Origin of the sequence: Flavobacterium sp. 120, assembly GCF_003633605.1 — a bacterium.
Lineage (GTDB): Bacteria > Bacteroidota > Bacteroidia > Flavobacteriales > Flavobacteriaceae > Flavobacterium > Flavobacterium algoritolerans.
Window position 1 is genome coordinate 1,683,263 of the sequence record NZ_RBKZ01000001.1, and the last position, 21,818, is coordinate 1,705,080.

Annotated in this window: 14 protein-coding genes, 2 tRNA genes and 2 rRNA genes; 8 read left to right on the top strand and 10 right to left on the bottom strand. The window is 36.8% G+C overall.

Annotation, left to right across the window (positions count from 1 at the left end; all coding sequences use genetic code 11):
- Nucleotides 1-105: 105 nt before the first annotated feature.
- From C8C87_RS07240 to C8C87_RS07260, 5 genes are all read right to left on the bottom strand, one after another.
- A 23S ribosomal RNA gene (locus tag C8C87_RS07240) occupies nt 106-2,989 on the bottom strand.
- A 193-nt stretch (nt 2,990-3,182) separates the two neighbouring features.
- Nucleotides 3,183-3,256, bottom strand: a tRNA-Ala gene (locus C8C87_RS07245).
- A gap of 93 nt (nt 3,257-3,349) precedes the next feature.
- Nucleotides 3,350-3,423 (bottom strand) — tRNA-Ile (locus C8C87_RS07250).
- A 123-nt stretch (nt 3,424-3,546) separates the two neighbouring features.
- Nucleotides 3,547-5,060, bottom strand: a 16S ribosomal RNA gene (locus C8C87_RS07255).
- The 16S and 23S rRNA genes sit together here with 2 tRNA genes alongside, the layout of an rRNA operon.
- 1,048 nt (nt 5,061-6,108) lie before the next feature.
- Nucleotides 6,109-6,786 carry a DUF4294 domain-containing protein gene (locus C8C87_RS07260; RefSeq protein ID WP_121342114.1) on the bottom strand — a complete coding sequence of 226 codons (678 nt, stop codon included), beginning with the start codon at nt 6,784-6,786 and terminating at the stop codon, nt 6,109-6,111.
- A gap of 82 nt (nt 6,787-6,868) precedes the next feature.
- Here C8C87_RS07260 and C8C87_RS07265 point away from each other — a divergent pair, with 82 nt between their 5' ends.
- The 3 genes from C8C87_RS07265 (at nt 6,869) to C8C87_RS07275 (ending at nt 9,126) form a co-directional block, all read left to right on the top strand.
- The gene (locus tag C8C87_RS07265) at nt 6,869-7,957 is read left to right on the top strand and encodes a M42 family metallopeptidase (protein ID WP_121342115.1); all 1,089 of its coding nucleotides are present in this window, start codon (nt 6,869-6,871) and stop codon (nt 7,955-7,957) included.
- Between the two features lie 144 nt (nt 7,958-8,101).
- Nucleotides 8,102-8,563: a DUF1801 domain-containing protein gene (locus tag C8C87_RS07270; RefSeq protein ID WP_121342116.1), complete on the top strand. Its 462-nt coding sequence runs from the start codon at nt 8,102-8,104 to the stop codon at nt 8,561-8,563.
- 23 nt (nt 8,564-8,586) lie between these two features.
- Complete coding sequence (locus C8C87_RS07275; RefSeq protein ID WP_121343321.1) at nt 8,587-9,126, top strand: SRPBCC family protein; 540 nt, start codon at nt 8,587-8,589, stop codon at nt 9,124-9,126.
- Nucleotides 9,127-9,198: 72 nt separating this feature from the next.
- On the opposite strand, the gene C8C87_RS07280 is transcribed toward C8C87_RS07275, so the two are convergent.
- The 4 genes from C8C87_RS07280 to C8C87_RS07295 all read right to left on the bottom strand — a co-directional run bounded on the left by C8C87_RS07280 (nt 9,199) and on the right by C8C87_RS07295 (nt 14,644).
- Entirely contained in the window at nt 9,199-10,152 is a 954-nt protein-coding gene (locus tag C8C87_RS07280) for a phosphoribosylaminoimidazolesuccinocarboxamide synthase (RefSeq protein WP_121342117.1), read from the bottom strand.
- Between the two features lie 109 nt (nt 10,153-10,261).
- A complete protein-coding gene (locus tag C8C87_RS07285; RefSeq protein WP_121342118.1) occupies nt 10,262-12,610 on the bottom strand; it encodes a prolyl oligopeptidase family serine peptidase in 2,349 nt (782 codons plus the stop codon).
- Nucleotides 12,611-12,673: 63 nt separating this feature from the next.
- Nucleotides 12,674-13,489 carry a Cof-type HAD-IIB family hydrolase gene (locus C8C87_RS07290; RefSeq protein ID WP_121342119.1) on the bottom strand — a complete coding sequence of 272 codons (816 nt, stop codon included), beginning with the start codon at nt 13,487-13,489 and terminating at the stop codon, nt 12,674-12,676.
- A 204-nt stretch (nt 13,490-13,693) separates the two neighbouring features.
- Nucleotides 13,694-14,644, bottom strand: coding sequence for a PhoH family protein (locus tag C8C87_RS07295; protein ID WP_099716327.1), 951 nt, complete (start codon nt 14,642-14,644; stop codon nt 13,694-13,696).
- Nucleotides 14,645-14,827: 183 nt separating this feature from the next.
- Here C8C87_RS07295 and C8C87_RS07300 point away from each other — a divergent pair, with 183 nt between their 5' ends.
- The 5 genes from C8C87_RS07300 (at nt 14,828) to dnaN (ending at nt 19,734) form a co-directional block, all read left to right on the top strand.
- Complete coding sequence (locus C8C87_RS07300; protein ID WP_099715413.1) at nt 14,828-15,655, top strand: S-adenosyl-l-methionine hydroxide adenosyltransferase family protein; 828 nt, start codon at nt 14,828-14,830, stop codon at nt 15,653-15,655.
- A 65-nt stretch (nt 15,656-15,720) separates the two neighbouring features.
- A complete protein-coding gene (locus C8C87_RS07305; protein WP_121342120.1) occupies nt 15,721-16,017 on the top strand; it encodes a putative quinol monooxygenase in 297 nt (98 codons plus the stop codon).
- Nucleotides 16,018-16,101: 84 nt separating this feature from the next.
- Nucleotides 16,102-16,827, top strand: coding sequence for a gliding motility-associated ABC transporter permease subunit GldF (gene gldF / locus C8C87_RS07310; RefSeq protein WP_121342121.1), 726 nt, complete (start codon nt 16,102-16,104; stop codon nt 16,825-16,827).
- Complete coding sequence (gene gldG / locus C8C87_RS07315) at nt 16,827-18,512, top strand: gliding motility-associated ABC transporter substrate-binding protein GldG (RefSeq protein WP_121342122.1); 1,686 nt, start codon at nt 16,827-16,829, stop codon at nt 18,510-18,512. Before gldF ends, gldG begins: the two co-directional genes overlap by 1 nt.
- Before the next feature lie 103 nt (nt 18,513-18,615).
- Nucleotides 18,616-19,734 (top strand): DNA polymerase III subunit beta, encoded by a 1,119-nt coding sequence (gene dnaN / locus C8C87_RS07320; RefSeq protein ID WP_099715409.1) that lies wholly within the window; start codon nt 18,616-18,618, stop codon nt 19,732-19,734.
- Nucleotides 19,735-20,012: 278 nt separating this feature from the next.
- Here dnaN and C8C87_RS07325 read toward each other — a convergent pair whose 3' ends face one another.
- Entirely contained in the window at nt 20,013-21,785 is a 1,773-nt protein-coding gene (locus C8C87_RS07325; protein WP_121342123.1) for a DNA mismatch repair protein, read from the bottom strand.
- Between the last annotated feature and the right edge of the window lie 33 nt (nt 21,786-21,818).

Genomic DNA, 21,818 nt, shown 5'->3' on the forward strand with positions numbered 1-21,818 from the left:
ATAATATCTTAACATACTGAGATAAAGAAAAAGTATTGAAGTTCCTGAAATAAATTCAGGATAAAAGAAAGTTTCTTCTCCCGTCCCGAAAGACGGGAGAAAAGCGTACATAAGCTTACGGGTTATTAGTACTACTCGACTATGACATTACTGCCTTTACATCTATAGCCTATCAACGTGGTCATCTCCCACGACCCTTAAAAGAAATCTCATCTTGTGGTGGGTTTCGCGCTTATATGCTTTCAGCGCTTATCCCTTCCAAACGTAGCTACTCTGCGATGCCACTGGCGTGACAACAGATACACTAGAGGTTTGTCCAATTCGGTCCTCTCGTACTAGAATCAGATCCACTCAAATTTCTTGCGCCCACAGTAGATAGAGACCGAACTGTCTCACGACGTTCTGAACCCAGCTCGCGTGCCACTTTAATGGGCGAACAGCCCAACCCTTGGGACCTTCTCCAGCCCCAGGATGTGACGAGCCGACATCGAGGTGCCAAACCCCCCCGTCGATATGAGCTCTTGGGGGAGATCAGCCTGTTATCCCCGGCGTACCTTTTATCCTTTGAGCGATGGCCCTTCCATGCGGAACCACCGGATCACTATGCTCTACTTTCGTACCTGATCGACCTGTATGTCTCTCAGTCAAGCTCCCTTATGCCATTGCACTCTACGCACGGTTACCAAGCGTACTGAGGGAACCTTTAGAAGCCTCCGTTACTCTTTTGGAGGCGACCACCCCAGTCAAACTACCCACCAAGCAATGTCCCCCGCATAACGGGGTTAGGCCTCAGATAAACAAAGGGTTGTATTTCAACAATGACTCCACAACGCCTAGCGACGCCACTTCACAGTCTCCAACCTATCCTACACATCATTTATCCAAGGTCAATACTAAGCTATAGTAAAGGTGCACAGGGTCTTTTCGTCCCACTGCGGGTAAGCGGCATCTTCACCGCTACTACAATTTCACCGAGCTCATGGCTGAGACAGTGTCCAGATCGTTACACCATTCGTGCAGGTCGGAACTTACCCGACAAGGAATTTCGCTACCTTAGGACCGTTATAGTTACGGCCGCCGTTTACTGGGGCTTCAATTCAATGCTTCTCCGAAGATAACATCTCCTCTTAACCTTCCAGCACCGGGCAGGTGTCAGGCCCTATACTTCATCTTACGATTTTGCAGAGCCCTGTGTTTTTGATAAACAGTCGCCTGGACCTCTTCACTGCGGCCAGCATTGCTGCTGGCGACCCTTCTCCCGAAGTTACGGGTCTATTTTGCCTAATTCCTTAGCCATGAATCTCTCGAGCACCTTAGGATTCTCTCCTCGACTACCTGTGTCGGTTTGCGGTACGGGTACTTATTACCTGAAGTTTAGAGGTTTTTCTTGGAAGCCCTTAGGCGCACTATCTCTTTGTCCGAAGACTCCGAGTACTATCGTATTTCCCCAAGCCGCGTGGATTTGCCTGCGCAGCTTATAGGTAGGTACTTCAACGAACTATTCCGTCAGTTCGCGGCGCTTTCATCACTCCGTCACCCCATCACAGTAATAACTAGTACGGGAATATTAACCCGTTGTCCATCGACTGTCCCTTTCGGGTTCGCCTTAGGTCCCGACTAACCCACAGCTGATTAGCATAGCTGTGGAAACCTTAGTCTTTCGGTGTGCGGGTTTCTCGCCCGCATTATCGTTACTTATGCCTACATTTTCTTTTCTAACCAGTCCAGCATGCCTTACGACACACCTTCTACCCTGTTAGAATGCTCCCCTACCACTTGTAATAAATTACAAATCCATAGCTTCGGTAATATGTTTATGCCCGATTATTATCCATGCTCGTCCGCTCGACTAGTGAGCTGTTACGCACTCTTTAAATGAATGGCTGCTTCCAAGCCAACATCCTAGCTGTCTGGGCAGACAAACCTCGTTCTTTCAACTTAACATATATTTGGGGACCTTAGCTGATGGTCTGGGTTCTTTCCCTCTCGGACTTGGACCTTAGCACCCAAGCCCTCACTGTTATGAAACATTATATAGCATTCGGAGTTTGTCAGGAATTGGTAGGCGGTGAAGCCCCCGCATCCAATCAGTAGCTCTACCTCTATATAACTTTACGCATAACGCTGCACCTAAATGCATTTCGGGGAGTACGAGCTATTTCCGAGTTTGATTGGCCTTTCACCCCTACCCACAGGTCATCCGAAGACTTTTCAACGTCAACCGGTTCGGACCTCCACACTGTGTTACCAGCGCTTCATCCTGCCCATGGGTAGATCACACGGTTTCGCGTCTAACACTACTGACTAAAGCGCCCTATTCAGACTCGCTTTCGCTACGGATCCGTGGCTTAACCACTTATCCTTGCCAGCAACGTTAACTCGTAGGCTCATTATGCAAAAGGCACGCCGTCACCCCACGAAAGGGCTCCGACCGCTTGTAAGCGTATGGTTTCAGGATCTATTTCACTCCGTTATTCACGGTTCTTTTCACCTTTCCCTCACGGTACTGGTTCACTATCGGTCTCTCAGGAGTATTTAGCCTTAGCGGATGGTCCCGCCAAATTCAGACAGGGTTTCACGTGCCCCGCCCTACTCAGGATACCACTATCGTTATCTTCTATTACTTATACAGGGCTATCACCTTCTTTGGCTCTACTTTCCAGTAGATTCTAATTCTATCCGCAACAAATAACGTGGTCCTACAACCCCAACATTGCCGTAACAACATTGGTTTGGGCTAATCCGCGTTCGCTCGCCACTACTTACGGAATCACTTTTGTTTTCTTCTCCTCCGCCTACTTAGATGTTTCAGTTCAGCGGGTTTGCCCACCTATCGGTGTACTATGTCTTCAACATAGTGGGTTGCCCCATTCAGGTATTTACGGATCGTATCGTGTGTGCCAATCCCCGTAACTTTTCGCAGCTTATCACGCCTTTCATCGCCTCTGAGAGCCAAGGCATCCCCCATACGCCCTTATTTTGCTTATTGTACCAATCTCGTTAATTAAAACGAGACCGTTTCTTTTACTTGTCTAATGATAAACAAGTAAAAAATGCTTTCTACTTTTTATTATTTTCTTATCTCAATATGTCAATGAACTTTTTTCTAGTGATTAGCCCTTAGTAATTAGTGATTAGTTTTTGACTAATTACTTTTTACTCTTTACTACTCACTCGAATAGTGGAGAATAACGGAGTCGAACCGTTGACCTCCTGCGTGCAAGGCAGGCGCTCTAGCCAGCTGAGCTAATCCCCCAATCTAATTATGAATTGTGAATTATGAATTATGAATTTATATTTCATAACTCCTCAACTCTAGAATTTCTTCTTTTATTTAAGCTTTAAATAGTTGTCTCGGACAGACTCGAACTGTCGACCCCTACATTATCAGTGTAGTACTCTAACCAGCTGAGCTACGAGACACTCTTATTCTTAAATGGTATTATTTGAACTAACAGCAAGAGTAATAAAACGTTGGGATTTGTTTCCAACTTGAACTTTCGTCTTCTTTCTTTAGCGTGCATATAGCTAACACTAAAGCTCTAGAAAGGAGGTGTTCCAGCCGCACCTTCCGGTACGGCTACCTTGTTACGACTTAGCCCTAGTTACCAGTTTTACCCTAGGCAGCTCCTTGCGGTCACCGACTTCAGGCACCCCCAGCTTCCATGGCTTGACGGGCGGTGTGTACAAGGCCCGGGAACGTATTCACCGGATCATGGCTGATATCCGATTACTAGCGATTCCAGCTTCACGGAGTCGAGTTGCAGACTCCGATCCGAACTGTGACCGGTTTTATAGATTCGCTCCTGGTCACCCAGTGGCTGCTCTCTGTACCGGCCATTGTAGCACGTGTGTAGCCCAAGGCGTAAGGGCCGTGATGATTTGACGTCATCCCCACCTTCCTCTCAGTTTGCACTGGCAGTCTCGTTAGAGTTCCCGACATGACTCGCTGGCAACTAACAACAGGGGTTGCGCTCGTTATAGGACTTAACCTGACACCTCACGGCACGAGCTGACGACAACCATGCAGCACCTTGTAAATTGTCTTGCGAAAAGTCTGTTTCCAAACCGGTCAATCTACATTTAAGCCTTGGTAAGGTTCCTCGCGTATCATCGAATTAAACCACATGCTCCACCGCTTGTGCGGGCCCCCGTCAATTCCTTTGAGTTTCATTCTTGCGAACGTACTCCCCAGGTGGGATACTTATCACTTTCGCTTAGCCACTGAAATTGCTTCCAACAGCTAGTATCCATCGTTTACGGCGTGGACTACCAGGGTATCTAATCCTGTTCGCTACCCACGCTTTCGTCCATCAGCGTCAATCCATTAGTAGTAACCTGCCTTCGCAATTGGTATTCCATGTAATCTCTAAGCATTTCACCGCTACACTACATATTCTAGTTACTTCCTAATAATTCAAGTTTAGCAGTATCAATGGCCGTTCCACCGTTGAGCGATGGGCTTTCACCACTGACTTACTAAACCGCCTACGGACCCTTTAAACCCAATGATTCCGGATAACGCTTGGATCCTCCGTATTACCGCGGCTGCTGGCACGGAGTTAGCCGATCCTTATTCTTACAGTACCGTCAAGCTGGTTCACGAACCAGTGTTTCTTCCTGTACAAAAGCAGTTTACAATCCATAGGACCGTCATCCTGCACGCGGCATGGCTGGATCAGGCTTGCGCCCATTGTCCAATATTCCTCACTGCTGCCTCCCGTAGGAGTCTGGTCCGTGTCTCAGTACCAGTGTGGGGGATCTCCCTCTCAGGACCCCTACCCATCGTTGCCTTGGTAAGCCGTTACCTTACCAACTAGCTAATGGGACGCATGCTCATCTTTCACCGTTGTGACTTTAATTATAAAGTGATGCCACTCTATAATACTATGAGGTATTAATCCAAATTTCTCTGGGCTATCCCTCTGTGAAAGGTAGATTGCATACGCGTTACGCACCCGTGCGCCGGTCTCTAGTTCCGAAGAACTATACCCCTCGACTTGCATGTGTTAAGCCTGCCGCTAGCGTTCATCCTGAGCCAGGATCAAACTCTTCATCGTATATTGTGTGAGATCAGATAAATCTTCTCTCTTTGTTTATTCGACTAAATTCTAGTGGTTTTTTCAAATCTCTCGATTCTATTACTCTCATTCTTTTGTTTTGAAATCTCTTTCAAAACGGCTGTCAATTCAATATGTCTAGGAACGTGTTCTTCTTTGTTTTTCCCTTCGTTAACACTACTTAAAGTGTTTCTCGAAGCGGGTGCAAAAGTACAACTTCTTTTTTAACTGGCAAGAAAATTTTGAAGTTTTTTTTGGAAATTTTTATCTCCGTTTTACTACCGTTTTCTTATCAGCTTGTCAAGGAACTTTGCGCGATTTGCGGGGTGCAAATGTAATAAGCTCTTTCTAATCTCACAAGCTTTTCTGAATCTTTTTTTGAAAATAAATTCCCTCTCTCAATCCAGTTTACTTGTCAGTATTCTAAAGAACGTCTGCGTCATTGCGGGTGCAAAAGTAGCACCTTTATTCACTTTTACAAGCTTTTTTAAACCTTTTTTTTCATGTTTTCTTAACCTATCCTTTAACTCGCTGAAAACATGATTCTTGAATAGTAAAGTTTTTTATGATAAACTGCCTTTTAACTCCCGATGAATGGGATTTCAAATCAAAACCTCCTATTCCAATAAAGATGGGCAACTTTCAACTGCCTTTACCTTCTTTATAAAAGTATAGGGAATTCTGGTTTTTTGTCTTTTCTACAGCTCTTCGATGTGCTTTAATCCTCCAGAAGCTGCTTTCCTTACTAGTATTTCAACAGAATAGATCAATAAGTTAAATGGTTTTATACTATACCTCATATAATAACAAACTTCTCTTTTCTATTCTATCCTATATATAAGGTCCCAAAATACACATCAAAACGACAAAAAGCTCTACTTAACCAAAGTTCGCGTTAGGGATAGCAGCGAAAAGCCCACAGTCTCGCCTTTTTTGGCGGGACGAGGACTTGTAGCACATAGCCCGACTCCTTAATATAAAGAAAGGCGACTCTCCACTAAGAGAATCGCCTTTCTTTATATTAAAGAGGAACGCACAAATTGTTATGTTATTTTTTCAGCTTCTCAGCTCTGGACTCCCAGGAATCAGTTAGATTACTATAATCAACCGGTTTTGCAGGATTCTGGTTTTGCAATCTTCCGGAATCAAATGCCCGTACTAATATAGTTTCTATCAGATAGTCTTCATTAACATCGAAAGGCGCATACTTTGTTTTTAAATTAATGTCAAACATACTTGCCGCTGTGTTAGACCAAAATGCTTTCCAACCGCTTTTAAGGTTTTTCACCAACTCATAGGTTGTGGTTCCTGTTTGACGATGTATTAATTTTACCAATATTTGGCCTTGTTTACGAGAAAGCTTTTTGAGTTTAGCTTCGAACTCGTCACTCAAATAGTTTTCTACTATCTTAAAGTATCTTTTTTTCTCCTTATTTGTTTTAAGGTTTGCCATTCCTTTATTTAGATTTGACAGTCTCTCAGAAGCCAGCTTTGCATAAGGATAGGTTTTATAAACACGATTTTGAAGGATTAGGAATTGCTTTCTTGCTTCGGGATCCATTTTCTCCTTATATATTAAGACTTCCGGTAATTGGATCGTATCATTAAGAATTGATTCGTCATCTTCTAACTCATACCCCATCTTTGTGGTATCCTGAGGTATTACCTGTGCATTAACCGACAGGGTGACAAATAGACAAAACAACAGAAATTTAATTAGCTTCATATAGGAAAATTTAATTGCCAAAATTATACATTATATACACAACTGTAATGCCAAATTTATAATTTAGCAAAAAAATAATTTTATGAGTACTAAATCAATATTAAACAAGTCATCGCTTGAGTTTTTAGAAAACTATCTTAATAATGCATCACCTACCGGATATGAAAGTGGTGGACAGAAATTATGGATGGACTATTTAAAACCTTATGTGGATACTTTTATAACGGACACTTATGGTTCTGCTGTTGGAATTATAAATCCGGATGCACCTTATAAGGTAGTGATCGAAGGGCATGCTGACGAAATTTCATGGTATGTAAACTATATCACTGATGATGGATTAATCTATGTGATTAGAAACGGTGGTTCAGATCACCAAATTGCACCTTCAAAACGTGTCAATATTCATACTAAAGCAGGAATTGTAAAAGGTGTTTTTGGTTGGCCGGCTATTCATACTCGCAATAGAGGAAAAGAAGAAGTAGCAAAAGTTGACAATCTATTTATTGACATTGGTTGCGAAACAAAAGAACAGGTCGATAAAATGGGTGTTCATGTAGGTTGTGTAATTACGTATCCTGATGAATTCATGATTTTGAACGATAACAAATTTGTTTGTCGCGCAATTGACAACCGTATGGGTGGGTTCATGATTGCCGAAGTAGCTCGATTATTGCACGAAAACAAAATAAAACTTCCTTTTGGATTGTATATCACGAATTCGGTTCAGGAAGAAGTAGGTCTTCGCGGTGCCGAAATGATTACCAAAACCATCAAACCAAACGTTGCTATTGTTACTGATGTTTGTCATGACTCCACTACTCCAATGATCGAAAAGAAAATTGAAGGTGACACAAAAATTGGTAAAGGTCCTGTAGTAACGTACGCGCCTGCTGTTCAAAATAATTTGAGAGAATTAATTTTAGAAACTGCTATGGCAAAAGAAATTCCGTTCCAAAGATTGGCTTCGTCACGTGTTACGGGTACAGATACCGATGCTTTTGCTTACAGTAATGGTGGCGTGGCTTCGGCTTTGATATCCTTGCCGTTGCGTTATATGCATACCACGGTTGAAATGGTACATCGTGATGACGTTGAAAATGTGATTAAATTAATTTATGAAACCTTATTGAAATTAGAAAACGAAGAAACATTCACTTATTTCAAATAGCTTTTGGAGCTAATCCCGCTATCCGTTATAATCTTTTCCTTAAAAAAAAAGGAAAAGGATTTCCACTTTTATCGGGGCTAAAAACCGCAGTTCAAATTATGGATTGCGGTTTTTTTATTAACTTTACTTAAACAATTCTTAAAAATGCAATCAACCGCCACCACAGTTTCCGCTTATTTAGAAGAAATCCCCGAAGAAAGAAAAGATACTCTTAAAAAACTTAGAGCAACTATTCTAAAAAATATTCCAAAAGGATTTGTTGAACAAATGACATACGGCATGATTGGTTATGTTGTTCCACATTCTATTTACCCAAATGGCTATCATTGCACTCCTGAATTACCGTTACCATTTATGAGTTTTGCTTCCCAGAAAAATTTCATCGCGATATACCATATGGGTATTTATGCTAATCCTGAATTACTGAATTGGTTTGTCGCCGAATATCCAAAACACAGCACACAAAAATTAGACATGGGAAAAAGTTGCATCCGATTTAAGAAGGCAAATCAAATTCCATTTGAATTAATTGCTGAGCTCGCACAAAAAATGTCTGTTCAAGAATGGATTACTTGTTACGAATCTCAAATTATAAAATCAAAATAACCATTAACTTAAAATTAAAAATCATGAACATCATCAAGAAAATTCTTTTAGGATTATTTGGAATCATTGTTTTGGCATTATTAATTGCTTTATTTCTGCCAAAAGAATATGCGGTAGAAAGAGAAATTACAATTAACAAGTCCAAGGACAGTGTTTTCAACTATATAAAATATTTGAAAAATCAAGATAATTTTAGCGTTTGGTCTTCAAAAGATCCTGCAATGAAGAAAACATTCACCGGAACTGACGGAACCGTTGGTGCCATTGCGGGTTGGGATAGCAAAGATAAAAATGTAGGTGTTGGCGAACAGGAAATCAAAAAAATCGTTGAAGGCAAACGCATCGATTTTGAACTGCGCTTCAAAGTTCCGTTTGAATCTACCGATAATGCCTACATGATAACCGAAGCTATTTCTGCAAATCAAACCAAAGTAAAATGGGGTTTTGAAGGAAAAATGCCTTATCCAATGAATTTAATGTTGCCGATAATGAATATGGAAGAAATGCTTGGAAAAGATTTGCAAGATGGATTGAATAACCTAAAAGCAGTTTTAGAAGAATAACCGTATTTTCAATAAAAACAAAAACCGTTTCGTTTTTAAAACGAGACGGTTTTTTTATTTGCAAAAAGTATATTATCTATTGGCTAGATATTCCAATACATTTTTCTCGATTCTTTCATCTATATTGGTGATATCTGCTTTTACAAATTTCTCTCCTAAGATATTTTCGTATAATTCGATGTATCTTTCAGAAACAGTTTCAATGTATTCGTCAGTCATATTTGGAATTTGTTGTCCTTCCAATCCTTGAAAACCATTTTCGATTAACCAACGACGAACAAACTCTTTTGACAATTGCTTTTGTTCTTCACCATTATTTTGTCTTTCTTGGTATCCTTCAGCATAAAAATAACGAGAAGAATCCGGTGTGTGAATTTCGTCAATCAAGACAATTACACCTTCTTTGGTTTTACCGAATTCATATTTGGTGTCAACCAAAATCAAACCACGACTGGCAGCAATTTCAGTTCCTCTTTGAAACAAATCTCTTGTGAATTTTTCTAAAACAACATAATCTTCTTCAGAAACAATTCCTTTCGATAAAATATCCTCACGAGAAATATCAGCATCGTGCTCTCCATTATCCGCTTTGGTAGTCGGCGTAATGATAGGTTCAGGAAATTTATCGTTTTCTTTCAAATAGTCAGGCATTGTCACTCCACAAATTTCTCTTTTGCCAAGCGCATATTCACGTGCGGCATGACCTGAAACATATCCACGAATTACCATTTCTACTTTGAAAGGCTCACATAAATGACCAACAGCTACATTAGGATCAGGAGTTGCAATCAACCAGTTTGGAACAATATCCTCTGTCAATTCCATGAATTTAGTAGCAATTTGGTTAAGAATTTGACCTTTATATGGAATTCCTTTTGGTAAAACTACATCAAAAGCCGAAAGCCTGTCTGTAGCAACCATAACCAAAAGTTCATCATTGATATTATAAACTTCTCTTACTTTACCGCGGTAAACCGATTTCTGGTTTGGAAAATTAAAATTTGTAGTTGTGATTGTATTGCTCATTATAATTGTTGTGTGTGTGTGTGTTTATTTTTTGTTCCTGCAAATTTAAAACTATTTCATAGAGTTACGCAAAGAACAGAACTCTTAAATTTCATTTTTATCTCTAAAGTTATTTTTTAAGCAATGTATCGTTGAATAAATTTAAGATTCGGCTGTATTCATCAACCCAAGAATAGGTTTCTTTAAAACCATGTGCTTCCACAGGAAAACTGGATAAACTCCATTTTTTCTTGCCTAATTCGATAAACCGCTGTGACAAACGAACAATATCTTTGTACTCTACATTGTCATCTACCATTCCGTGAAGCATCAATAAATCTCCTTGTAAATTATCTGCAAAATAGATTGGTGAACTTTTTTTGTAGGCATCCGGATCTGTTTCCGGGAAATTAAGAATGTTTCCGGTATACCCATGATTGTAATGTGCCCAATCAGTTACAGAACGCAAAGCAGCACCAGAGGCAAACTCTTTAGGAGTAGTCAGCATTCCCATCAACGTTATGAAACCACCATAAGAACCTCCATAAATACCAACTCTTGACGCGTCAATTCCATGATTTTCGACTAGATATTTCTTTCCGTCTATGTGATCTGTTAAATCTTTTCCGCCCATAAAACGGTAAATTCCTGTTCTAAAATCACGCCCGTATCCATCACTTCCTCTATAATCAATATCCAAAACAGTATAACCCAAATCAACCAATAAATTATGAAACATGTATTCTCTGTGGTAAGTACTCCAATAATTATGCGCGTTTTGCAAATAACCGGCACCATGAACAAACAAGATTGCAGCTTTATTCCCATTGGCAGTTTGTGGCTTGTATAATCTGGCATTTACAGGAGTTCCATCCTGAGCTTTAAAAGTAATTACTTCCGGTTCACGCCAAGAATATCCTTTGAAACTTTCCGATGTTGAAGACGTTATCTGATTTAAATTTGTATTCTTTTTATTAGGCGCTACATACAATTCCCAAGGTTTATTTTTAAACGAATAACGCACCAATAATGTGCTTTCATCTGGAGACAAACTCACTTCATGAGCGCCATCTTTAGTTAAAATAGGTTGTAAAACGGCATTAGAAACTTCCAATTTATAGAAATTTCTGTTTCCCGGATGCGTAGTCGTTGTGGTCAAATAAAAAGACTTTTTATCTTTTGACAAACTCACGTTACGCACTTCCCAATTTCCTTTGGTCAGCTGTGTTTTCTTTTTTGACTTTAAATTGTAAGTGTACAAATGAGAATAACCGGTTTCTTCAGATTGGAAATAAACAGTTTCGTTGTCGCCCAAAAATCCTAGCGTTCCTCTTCCGTATGAATTTGAAGGGATTCCGGGTCCGCCAATCCAAGCTTCATCATGTTGATAATCTAATTCCTGGAAAGTTCCATTTTCTAAATTTAAACTGACAATCCATCGGTCTTTGTTATCCTGACTCCTGATTTCGGCAATGGCATAAGAACCATTTTCATTGTAAACAGGTTCCTGAACCACAATTAGTTTGTTCTTTTTTTCTGCAGATTTTGATTTTTCATACAACTCAAAATATTTAGGAACATCCTGGATGTGGCTTAATGATGAAAAATTTACGAAATAAACAGAATCTTTGACAATGTTATACACTCCGAATTTGGTTGCTAACAGATTATCTACTGAAACTTTCTCCTTCGTATCTTCAATTTGATTGTACCCATCGGCAGTAATGAAAAGTTCCATTTTTTCATTCTTACGTTCTGAATCTTCTATTAATCTGAAAGTCGCAAAATTACCTTTTGGATCTACTTTTAAGTTTCCAAAAGTGTTTTTTCCATAATAATACGGTTTTGGAAAATCAGATTTTGTAGTTTTTGATTTTGCTAAATTCCATTTTTTCAACGCTTCTTGATCTCTGACAAATTGGAATAATTCCTCTTGTTGACTTTTTAAAAAAGATTCTTTTTCCACAGCTGTATCTTCTCCTTTGCCTCTTCTGAAATTAGTGATTTGAATAATCGACCCTTCATTGGTATTGAACTGAAAGAGGTTTTCATTTTGTCTGAAATAAAGTATTCCAGGCACTGCACCCATTTGCAAATTAGCAATCGGACTGCTTTGTTGGTAAAGTTTTTTTGAGGTTTTGCTTTTTAAGGAATACGAAAATAATCTTCCTTTATCGATATAATAATACAAATCTGGATTGGTTGTCTTTTTCAAATCTAATTTTGAAAAAGCAGCTTCATTTGGCGATGCTAATTCGGGTTTTGATAATCCATTTTTCCAAAAATAAGTACTTGTACCCAATTCATTATTTGGATTCCAATCAAAATAAACTTTTTGACCATCTAAAGACCATCTTTCACTTTCTGGTTGCGCACCAATAAAAGCATTGCCTTTCATGATTTCTTCCAGTTTTAGCGTTTGGCTTTGGAATGTTATGGAAAACAAAATACAGATAACAAGGATTATTTTTTTATTCATTTTACTATTTTTATTAAAAAAGGGATTCTAAAATCATTTTAAAAAGTACTTATTTAAAGACTTTTAACTATTTAATATTTGCTCTGCTATATATTTTGCAACTCCTTCATTATCATTAGTTGAAATCACTTCTAAATGAGAAAGTTTATCTTTCAAACTATCCGGTGCATTTCCCATAACTAAACCTTTACCAGAAGATTTAAGCATGTTTTCATCATTATATCCATCACCAAAAGATATTGCTTCCTGAAAAACAAGATTTTCTTTTTCTAAAATTTTTGCAATCGCAACACTTTTGTCTACTGATTTGTCCATAAATTCCAAACAAAGCGGAAGACTAAAAGCATGACTGAAAAGGCCTGTATGATTTTCTAAAATTTGATCTCTTAATTCAATTAATTTCGAATGTTTTTCGTGTGTGAAGAATACTTTTATAGCGCTCAAATCTTCTAAACTATCAAAATCCACAAGCTCAGGATGATAATTTACTTCTGGTTGAAATTTATTTAGTTTTTCATTATTCTTATTCGTTTGCCAAACATTTTCTCTGAACAATACTGTTGTAATTTCAGGGTCAATATCTAAAGACAAGACCGATTTAACAGCGTCACTTTCCATATTAAAAGAAAACAGAAGTTCTTTCTCAGGAGAATGGATGCGTGCTCCATTTGAGGTAACCAAATAAAGTGGAACATTCAATCCTGCAACGATAGGCATTGCATCCAAGTGATGGCGTCCAGTTGCTACAATTATTAAATAATTTTGATTGTGGAGTTCTTGAAAAACAGTTTTGGTATATTGGGAAATTTTGTGATCTGAATTGAGTAAAGTTCCATCTAAATCACTAATTACTACTTTAATTTTTTCTTTTAAAATCATTTCTTTTCGACTGACATTTTATTAATTCCAAATTTATTGCATTTTGAAGAGATACAAAAGGAATCGATTGATTTTTATTTTAATCCGTAAAGAAAATCCATTTTTACTTTAAAATAGTGAAGCGAAAAGCAAATCATTTTTCTACTGAAAATGAACTCGCTTTCCGCTTCGTAAAAACTTTGTATCTAAGTAACTTATTTTTTCTTAATCGTTATTCTCAATCATCTTATAGGCATCAATCACTTTTTTGACTAATCTGTGACGTACAATGTCTTTGTCATCCAGATAAATGATTCCAATTCCATCAATATCTTTCAAAACCAATAAAGCTTCTTTGAGTCCGGAAATGGTTCTTCGTGGTAAATCAACTTGTCCAGGATCTCCGGTAATCATAAATTTAGCGCTTTTACCCATACGTGTTAAGAACATTTTCATTTGGGAATGTGTAGTGTTTTGTGCTTCATCCAAAATTACAAAAGCATTATCTAACGTTCTACCACGCATGAATGCCAATGGCGCTATTTGAATAATTCCCTTTAAAATATAATCTTCCAGTTTTTCGTTAGGTAACATATCGCGCAAAGCATCATACAAAGGTTGCATGTAAGGGTCTAATTTTTCTTTCATATCGCCAGGTAAAAAACCAAGGTTCTCCCCTGCTTCAACCGCTGGACGTGTCAGTATAATACGTTTAACTTGTTTTTCTTTTAATGCTTTCACGGCCATAGCAACACCGGTATACGTTTTTCCGGTTCCGGCAGGTCCTACAGCAAAAACCATATCATTCTTTTCCATGGTATCCACCAACAATTGTTGATTGGGTGTCATAGGTTTAATGATTTTTCCTCCTACTCCGTGTACTAAAATTTTATCATGTCCCAAGGCTCTTCTCTCGTCTTGACCGTCACTTAGAATAACACGTTCAATAACATTGTCATCAATAGTGTTGTAACGTGTAAAGTGAAGCATTAACCGCTGAAAACGTTTTTCGAACTCGTCTAAAACCTCTTTTTCTCCAAAAGCTTTTAAAGTTGTTCCCCGAGCGACAATCTTTAATTTTGGGTAGTATTTTTTAATTGTTTCAAGATGAGTGTCTTGAGCGCCCCAAAAGTCTTTTGGAGCGATGTCTATGAGCTCGATTATTCTTTCGTTCAAATGAGGTAGTTTTAAATTAGAATTAATTTTTTTATAAATCAATTGGCTGTCGGGTATATTTCTTGTTTTTAAATAGAAATTGTTTTTTGTTTTTCGTTTTTTGAGTTTACTATTATTAGCTTTGCACTTCTCAAATTTAATAAAATTAGGTTTACATAACACCAAATAGTTATAAACAAATTTATGTCAATAATTACCCTAACTACCGATTACGGCTTGAAAGATCACTTTGTAGGTGCGTTGAAAGGGAAAATTTTGTCTGAGTATTCCGAAGCATTAATTATTGATATTTCACACGATATTGATCCATTCAACACGGTAGAAGCAAGTTACATTATTGGAGCATCCTACGCGAGCTTTCCAAAAGGCACGGTTCATCTTGTAGGAGTGGATATGGAATCGAATAAAGAGAATCAACATATTGTGATGCAATGGAACAATCATTATTTTATTGCCGCCGATAATGGGATTTTAAGTATGCTTTCGCAAAAAATTGTTCCTCAAAAAATGGTTGCAATTAATATTCACGATCGTTTGCCAAGTGAAGCTACTGATCTTGATGTATTTGTAAAAGTTGCCTGTCACTTAGCCAAAGGCGGTTTAATGAACGTCATTGGTAAAGAAATAAATACGATTAAGCAAGTTACAAATCTGCAAGCCACAATTTCGGATGATGGGAATTCATTAAAAGGTCATGTGATTTACATTGACCATTTCGGGAATGTAATTACCAATATTTCTAAAAAATATTTTATCGAAGTTGCCAAAGGAAGGCCATATGAAATTGTTTTGAAAACTAAAAATATTAAAACAATTTTGCCCAACTATTCCGCAATTGCAAGTTCAGATAAATATCCTATCAAGTCCTACGAAGGCGAAAAATTAGCCATTTTCAACGAAGCCGGTTTTCTTGAAATTGCAATTTTCAGAAGCAATCCTTCTAAAGTAGGTTCGGCAAATAGTTTATTGGGATTGAGTTATAGAGATATTATAATTATAAAATTTGTTTAAAGTTTAAGGTTTAAAGTTGCTCAACTTTAAACGTATTGAACTTTAAACTTTAAACAAAAAAAACAATGTTTGTAAGGATAGTAAAATTGAGTTTTCATGAGGAACATATTCCTGCATTTTTAGAAAACTTTGAGTTATTGAAAGATAAAATACGAAATGCGCCCGGAAATCGTTTCTTAGAATTGTATCAGGATAAAAATAATAAAAGCATTTTCTTTACCTACAGCTATTGGGAAACCGAAACTGATTTAGAAAATTACAGAAATTCCGAACTTTTTTACGATGTTTGGACATTCACCAAGAAATTATTCAACGACAAACCAGAAGCGTGGAGCGTGGATAAAATAGTTACTTTAGAATAAAAAATAGTTTAAAGTTTAAGGTTTAAAGTTGTTGAATTGGGAACTTTAAACCTTAAACATTTGAAACTTTAAACAAAAAAATAAATGAAATCAATAGTATTACGAGAGATAAAATCCTTTTTCGGTTCGCCTATAGGTTATTTAGTTATTGCCATTTTTCTAATTATTAACGGATTGTTTCTTTGGGTTTTCGAAGGAGATTATAATATTCTGAATACCGGTTTTTCTGATTTGACTCCGTTTTTCACTTTGGCGCCCTGGATTTTGATATTCTTGATTCCTGCGGTAACCATGCGTAGTTTTTCGGATGAAAAAAAACAAGGAACATTAGAATTATTATTGACTAAACCATTAAGCATTTGGCAAATCGTAAACGGAAAATTTCTTGGCGCTTTGCTTTTAATTGTAATGGCAATTATCCCAACATTCATTTATGTAGCCGTTATTTCTAATTTAGGAATACCGGAAGGTAATCTCGATATGGGAAGCACAATTGGTTCTTATTTTGGATTATTATTCTTGATTGCTGCGTATTCAGCTATTGGAATTTTCACATCAACATTATCTGATAATCAGATTGTAGCTTTTATTGTTGCCGTATTTTTATGTTTCATCTTCTATTTTGGATTTGAAGGTTTGGCTTCTGTTGTTCCAAATGTATCTTCCATAATCGCGTCTTTAGGAATGCAAGATCATTTCAAGAGCATGAGCCGAGGCGTATTAGACACAAGAGATATTCTTTATTTTACAAGCATAACCGTTGTCTTTCTTTCATTTACTGTTTATAATCTAAAATCTTTCAAATCGTAATGACTACTTCTAAGAAAAATAACCTAAAATCAGTATTGATTATCCTTGCAATTGTAGTGCTTGCGAATGTAATAGGAAGTTCCTTTTTTCATCGTTTTGATTTAACAAAAGATAAAAGATACACGCTTTCCCCTACTTCTTTGAATATCATCAAGCAAGTACAAAATCCGTTGTCTATAAAAGTATATATGCAAGGTGATTTGCCGGCTGAATTCAAACGTTTACAACAAGAAACGAAGCAATTATTGGAAGAATTCCAAGCATACAACAAAAATATTGTTTTTGAATTCGTAGATCCTTTGGAGAACGAAGACGCCAGCATGGACAATATTAAAGATTTGTATCGAAAAGGGCTTACGCCAATAAACATAACCGTTGACGATAAAGGAAAACAATCTCAAGCAATGGTTTTTCCTTGGGCAATTGCCGTTTATGATAATAAGGAAGTTAATATTCCATTGTTGAAAAACATTATGGGAGCTACAACTACCCAAAAAGTGATTGGATCAGTTCAGCATTTGGAATACTCAATTGCCGAGGCTTTGAATAAAATTACTAAAGCAAAGCAAAAGAAAATCGCTGTTATCAAAGGAAATGGAGAATTGCAAGATATTTTGATGGCTAAATTTCTTTTGCAAGTGCGCGAAAGTTACCATATTGGCCCATTTACATTAGATTCGGTTGCCAAAAGTCCAGTAGAAAGTCTGAAAGCTTTAGAAAAATATGATTTGGCAGTTATTGCAAAACCTACCGAAACATTTACCGATGCGGAGAAGCAGGTTTTGGACCAATTTATCATCAACGGTGGAAAAACATTGTGGTTGATTGACCAAGTTACAGCAGAAATGGATAGTTTGTACGATTCATCCGGAGCCACTTTGGCCTATCCAAAAGATTTGAATTTGAATGATATGTTCTTTAAATACGGAATCCGAATCAATCCTGATTTAGTAAAAGATGAACAAGGAAGTCCCATAAAACTGGCCACCGGGGAACAGGGAAGTGCGACTCAATTTCAGGAATTCAACTGGAAATTTGCACCTCAAGTGTATTCAAACAGTTTGCATCCGATTGTGAAAAATTTAGGTGGAATCAAATTTGATTTTGCGAGTCCAATTGACACCTTAAAAAACGGAATTAAGAAAACCATTTTGTTGCAATCGTCACAATATTCGAAAAAAATAGGAACTCCAACAGAAGTCAATTTGAATATCGTTACCGAAGAAACTTCGCCTGCTGATTACCTGAACAAAGGAAAGATTCCATTATCGGTTTTATTGGAAGGCTCTTTTCATTCCATGTTTGAAAATAGAGTGTTGCCATTTGAGCAAAAAACATTTCAAGCCACAGGAAAAGAGAACAAAATGATTGTAATATCAGATGGGGATTTGATAAAAAACCAATTGGATAAAAACTTTCAACCTATAGAATTGGGCTACGACCAAAGGTCTGGAAATTTGTATGATAATAAAGATTTCCTCATAAATTGCGTGAATTATCTATTGGATGATACTGGACTTATTAACATTCGAAGCAAAGATCTTGATTTACCTTTATTGGATAAAGAAAAAGTTTATGAAAACTATACCCGAACACAAATCCTAACTATCGGGCTTCCAATTCTTATTTTAGGTCTTTTTGGAGTCGTATTTACTTTCCTTCGAAAAAGAAAATACAGCAAATAGATGTTAATAAAAAAGTTTCCAAACTAGAATAGTTTACGATATATTTGTAAAATGTATCGTATTTCTGAATTAAAGAAATACCTTAAAAAATAAAACAAAACAGATGAAATTTATAGTATCGAGTTCGTACTTATTGAAACAATTACAAGTTTTAGGTAACGTTATCAACAGCAGTAATACTTTGCCTATTTTAGATAACTTTTTATTTGATTTAGACCATAATGTGCTAACGGTTTCTGCTTCTGATTTAGAGACAACCATGTCTGCTACTTTAGGAATTGATTCAGAAAGTAAAGGAAGCGTTGCTGTCCCTGCAAAATTGCTTTTGGAAATCCTTAAAACATTCCCAGAACAGCCTTTAACTTTTACGGTTGAAGAAAACAGTACGATAGAAATCAGTTCTAATTCTGGAAAATATGCTTTAGCTTATGCTCCTGGAGACGAATTTCCAAAATCGGTAAACTTAGACGATCCATCTGTAACACTTGTTCCTGCAGATGTTTTGGCAACAGCCATAAGCAAAACTATTTTTGCTGCCGGAAACGATGATTTACGCCCGGTAATGTCTGGTGTATTCTTCCAGTTTTCGCCACAAGGATTGACTTTTGTAGCCACTGATGCTCACAAATTAGTGAAATATGCGCGTACTGATGTAACCGCTTCTCAAGTGGCTGATTTCATTATGCCAAAGAAACCTTTGAACATCTTAAAAAATATTCTTGGAACTTCAGATGCTGAAGTAAAAATTGAATATAACGATTCTAATGCTACTTTTTCTTTTGACAATTATGTTTTAATGTGCCGTTTAATTGATGGAAAATATCCAAATTACGAAGCGGTCATTCCAAAAGAGAATCCAAATAAATTAATGATAGACCGTTCTCAATTTTTGAGTTCTGTACGTCGTGTAGCTATCTTTTCGAACAAAACTACACACCAGATTCGTTTGAAAATCGCTGGTGCTGAATTGAATGTTTCTGCTGAAGATATTGACTATTCTAACAAAGCCGAAGAAAGATTGACTTGTGATTATCAAGGGGATGATATGCAAATAGGGTATAATTCTCGTTTCTTGACTGAAATGTTGACTAACTTACAATCGGATATGATTATGCTTGAAATGTCATTACCAAACAGAGCCGGAATCCTTACTCCTGTTGATGGATTAGAAGAAGGTGAAACTGTTACCATGCTTGTAATGCCAGTAATGCTGAACAGTTAACATTATATTTTTAAATTGTTATATTTTGATTTTTAAAATTGAAATATAATACTTACCATTGCATAACAAATACGCTATTAACCAAACCATTTTTATATTTAAAAAACCGTCTCGATTTATTGAGACGGTTTTTTGCTTTTATTACTTTTGTATTTTTGTCATTCCGACGAAGGATGAATCTCATATCGTAATTACATCTTCAATGATTAGCTATGATTGCTCGTGTTAGTGGGTTTGCTTCCGTTCCTCGCAAAGACAAACTGAACACTGAATACTAACTAAATCACTCCCATTTTTTTCATCAGGAACGTAGCACTTCTGTTTTTACAAATTCCGTCTCGAAGTTTGTAGTCAAAATGGAGTTCATTATTGATAATTTCTACTTCAAAACATTTATTAGTCAATATATTTGGGTATTCATTTGTAGTCAGGCAAACTTCAATATCGTGTGTAGCAATGGCTCCAACTGCTTTTTTACCAATCACTTTTTTAACTACTTCGATTGTTCCATTTCGTTTATCATCTGAATTGGTTCCGCGTAATATTTCATCTAGCAAAACAAAAGCGGGTCTGTCTTCCAGTTCATCCATAATTTGCTTTAAGCGTTTAATCTCAGCAAAAAAATACGATTCACTATCAGACAACGAATCCGATAATCGCATGGAAACTAAAACTGGTAACGGATGCACATTTGCTTGGCTGGCACAAACCGGTGAACCCATTCCTGACAATACCATATTAATTCCCAAACTTCTCAAAAATGTACTTTTTCCTGACATATTAGAGCCCGTTAAAATCATAAATGATTGCGGTTGAAAACACACATCATTCCCAATTCTGGTTTTTTCATTTAGTAATGGATGACTTAAATCTGTAAAATCAATTTCAAAATTCGTGTTCAATGTTGGATATACAAACTCCGGATTATTATAAGAAAGATTGGCCAAACTGTTCAACATTTCGAATTCACCGATAACTTCCAACCAATCTTCCAACGCCGCCCTATGGTCGTTTTTCCATTGAACTAAAGATTTTAAAACATGCAGATTAAAAAGAAAAGTTCCATTGAATACAACAGCGGTTACTAAATTCGAGATACTGTCCATTTTCGAAAATAAATCGGCTAATTGTTTGAAATGAACGCTGGCATTTTCTTTTTTAAAGGTTAGTTTTTGTTGTAAATCGATTAGTTTTTCCGACTGAAAAGACTCTTCTTCAATCTTCTGAAGCAACAAACTATATTGATGAATGGTTTTATCAATATTAGTAGAATTGGTAATTTCTATTTGAATTCGCTTTATAAATCGACCCAAAACGATTAAATTAAATACAAACAAATACGATAAAACAGAAGCAAAAATGATATTAGAAGTCACTAAATAGACAATCAAAACCCCAAGAAAAAGAAGTGGTGAAAAATAAGATATAAAAACACTTATTTTAGATAAAGGCGAACTATTAAATATACTCCACTTGAGCAAAGTCTCATAATTCGATTGACTATCATTACTTATTTTGGCGAAAGCCAAAAATTCCTGACGCCAATCTATTTTTTCAGATAATTCTTTTACTGCTTTATGATTTCTAACAATTTCGTCATTTGGTAAAAGCGTTAAAAGTTGGTTTGCCAATGTTTTTTTACCAATATAAGTAGCAGTTCTATTCAGGTTTTGGAACAAAGAATGTTCTCCGAAAATATCTAAATCATACGCATACGGATGGTGAAAATCATTGAATTCTTGTCCGTTTTCGAAAGGGATTTTATTTCTTTCCAGATAGGAAATTTCATTCTGATTGATTTCCAATAGCGCTTTATTGACTTGCTTTCGGAAAAGTAATTTGGTGTGAATGCGCATCAAGAATACAAATAATCCAAAAAGAAGCACTGACAAAACAATGAAAATAATTTCGCTGTTTTTGATGTAATAATACATGGATACCAAAAAAAATACAATAGCCAGCAATCGTAATATGCTTATACTATTGTACTTTTTATTAATTCCATTTAATACTGTTGAAAACGCTTCTTTTTTGACTTTGTATATTTCCATAATTCATTTGAATGAATGACAAATATAGCAAAT

Excerpts from the sequence above, each read along its gene's own strand:
- C8C87_RS07260 (WP_121342114.1), bottom strand. The coding sequence starts at position 6,786 with ATGAAGCTAATTAAATTTCTGTTGTTTTGTCTATTTGTCACCCTGTCG.
- C8C87_RS07265 (WP_121342115.1), top strand. The coding sequence starts at position 6,869 with ATGAGTACTAAATCAATATTAAACAAGTCATCGCTTGAGTTTTTAGAA.
- C8C87_RS07270 (WP_121342116.1), top strand. The coding sequence starts at position 8,102 with ATGCAATCAACCGCCACCACAGTTTCCGCTTATTTAGAAGAAATCCCC.
- C8C87_RS07275 (WP_121343321.1), top strand. The coding sequence starts at position 8,587 with ATGAACATCATCAAGAAAATTCTTTTAGGATTATTTGGAATCATTGTT.
- C8C87_RS07280 (WP_121342117.1), bottom strand. The coding sequence starts at position 10,152 with ATGAGCAATACAATCACAACTACAAATTTTAATTTTCCAAACCAGAAA.
- C8C87_RS07285 (WP_121342118.1), bottom strand. The coding sequence starts at position 12,610 with ATGAATAAAAAAATAATCCTTGTTATCTGTATTTTGTTTTCCATAACA.
- C8C87_RS07290 (WP_121342119.1), bottom strand. The coding sequence starts at position 13,489 with ATGATTTTAAAAGAAAAAATTAAAGTAGTAATTAGTGATTTAGATGGA.
- C8C87_RS07300 (WP_099715413.1), top strand. The coding sequence starts at position 14,828 with ATGTCAATAATTACCCTAACTACCGATTACGGCTTGAAAGATCACTTT.
- C8C87_RS07305 (WP_121342120.1), top strand. The coding sequence starts at position 15,721 with ATGTTTGTAAGGATAGTAAAATTGAGTTTTCATGAGGAACATATTCCT.
- gldF (WP_121342121.1), top strand. The coding sequence starts at position 16,102 with ATGAAATCAATAGTATTACGAGAGATAAAATCCTTTTTCGGTTCGCCT.
- gldG (WP_121342122.1), top strand. The coding sequence starts at position 16,827 with ATGACTACTTCTAAGAAAAATAACCTAAAATCAGTATTGATTATCCTT.
- dnaN (WP_099715409.1), top strand. The coding sequence starts at position 18,616 with ATGAAATTTATAGTATCGAGTTCGTACTTATTGAAACAATTACAAGTT.
- C8C87_RS07325 (WP_121342123.1), bottom strand. The coding sequence starts at position 21,785 with ATGGAAATATACAAAGTCAAAAAAGAAGCGTTTTCAACAGTATTAAAT.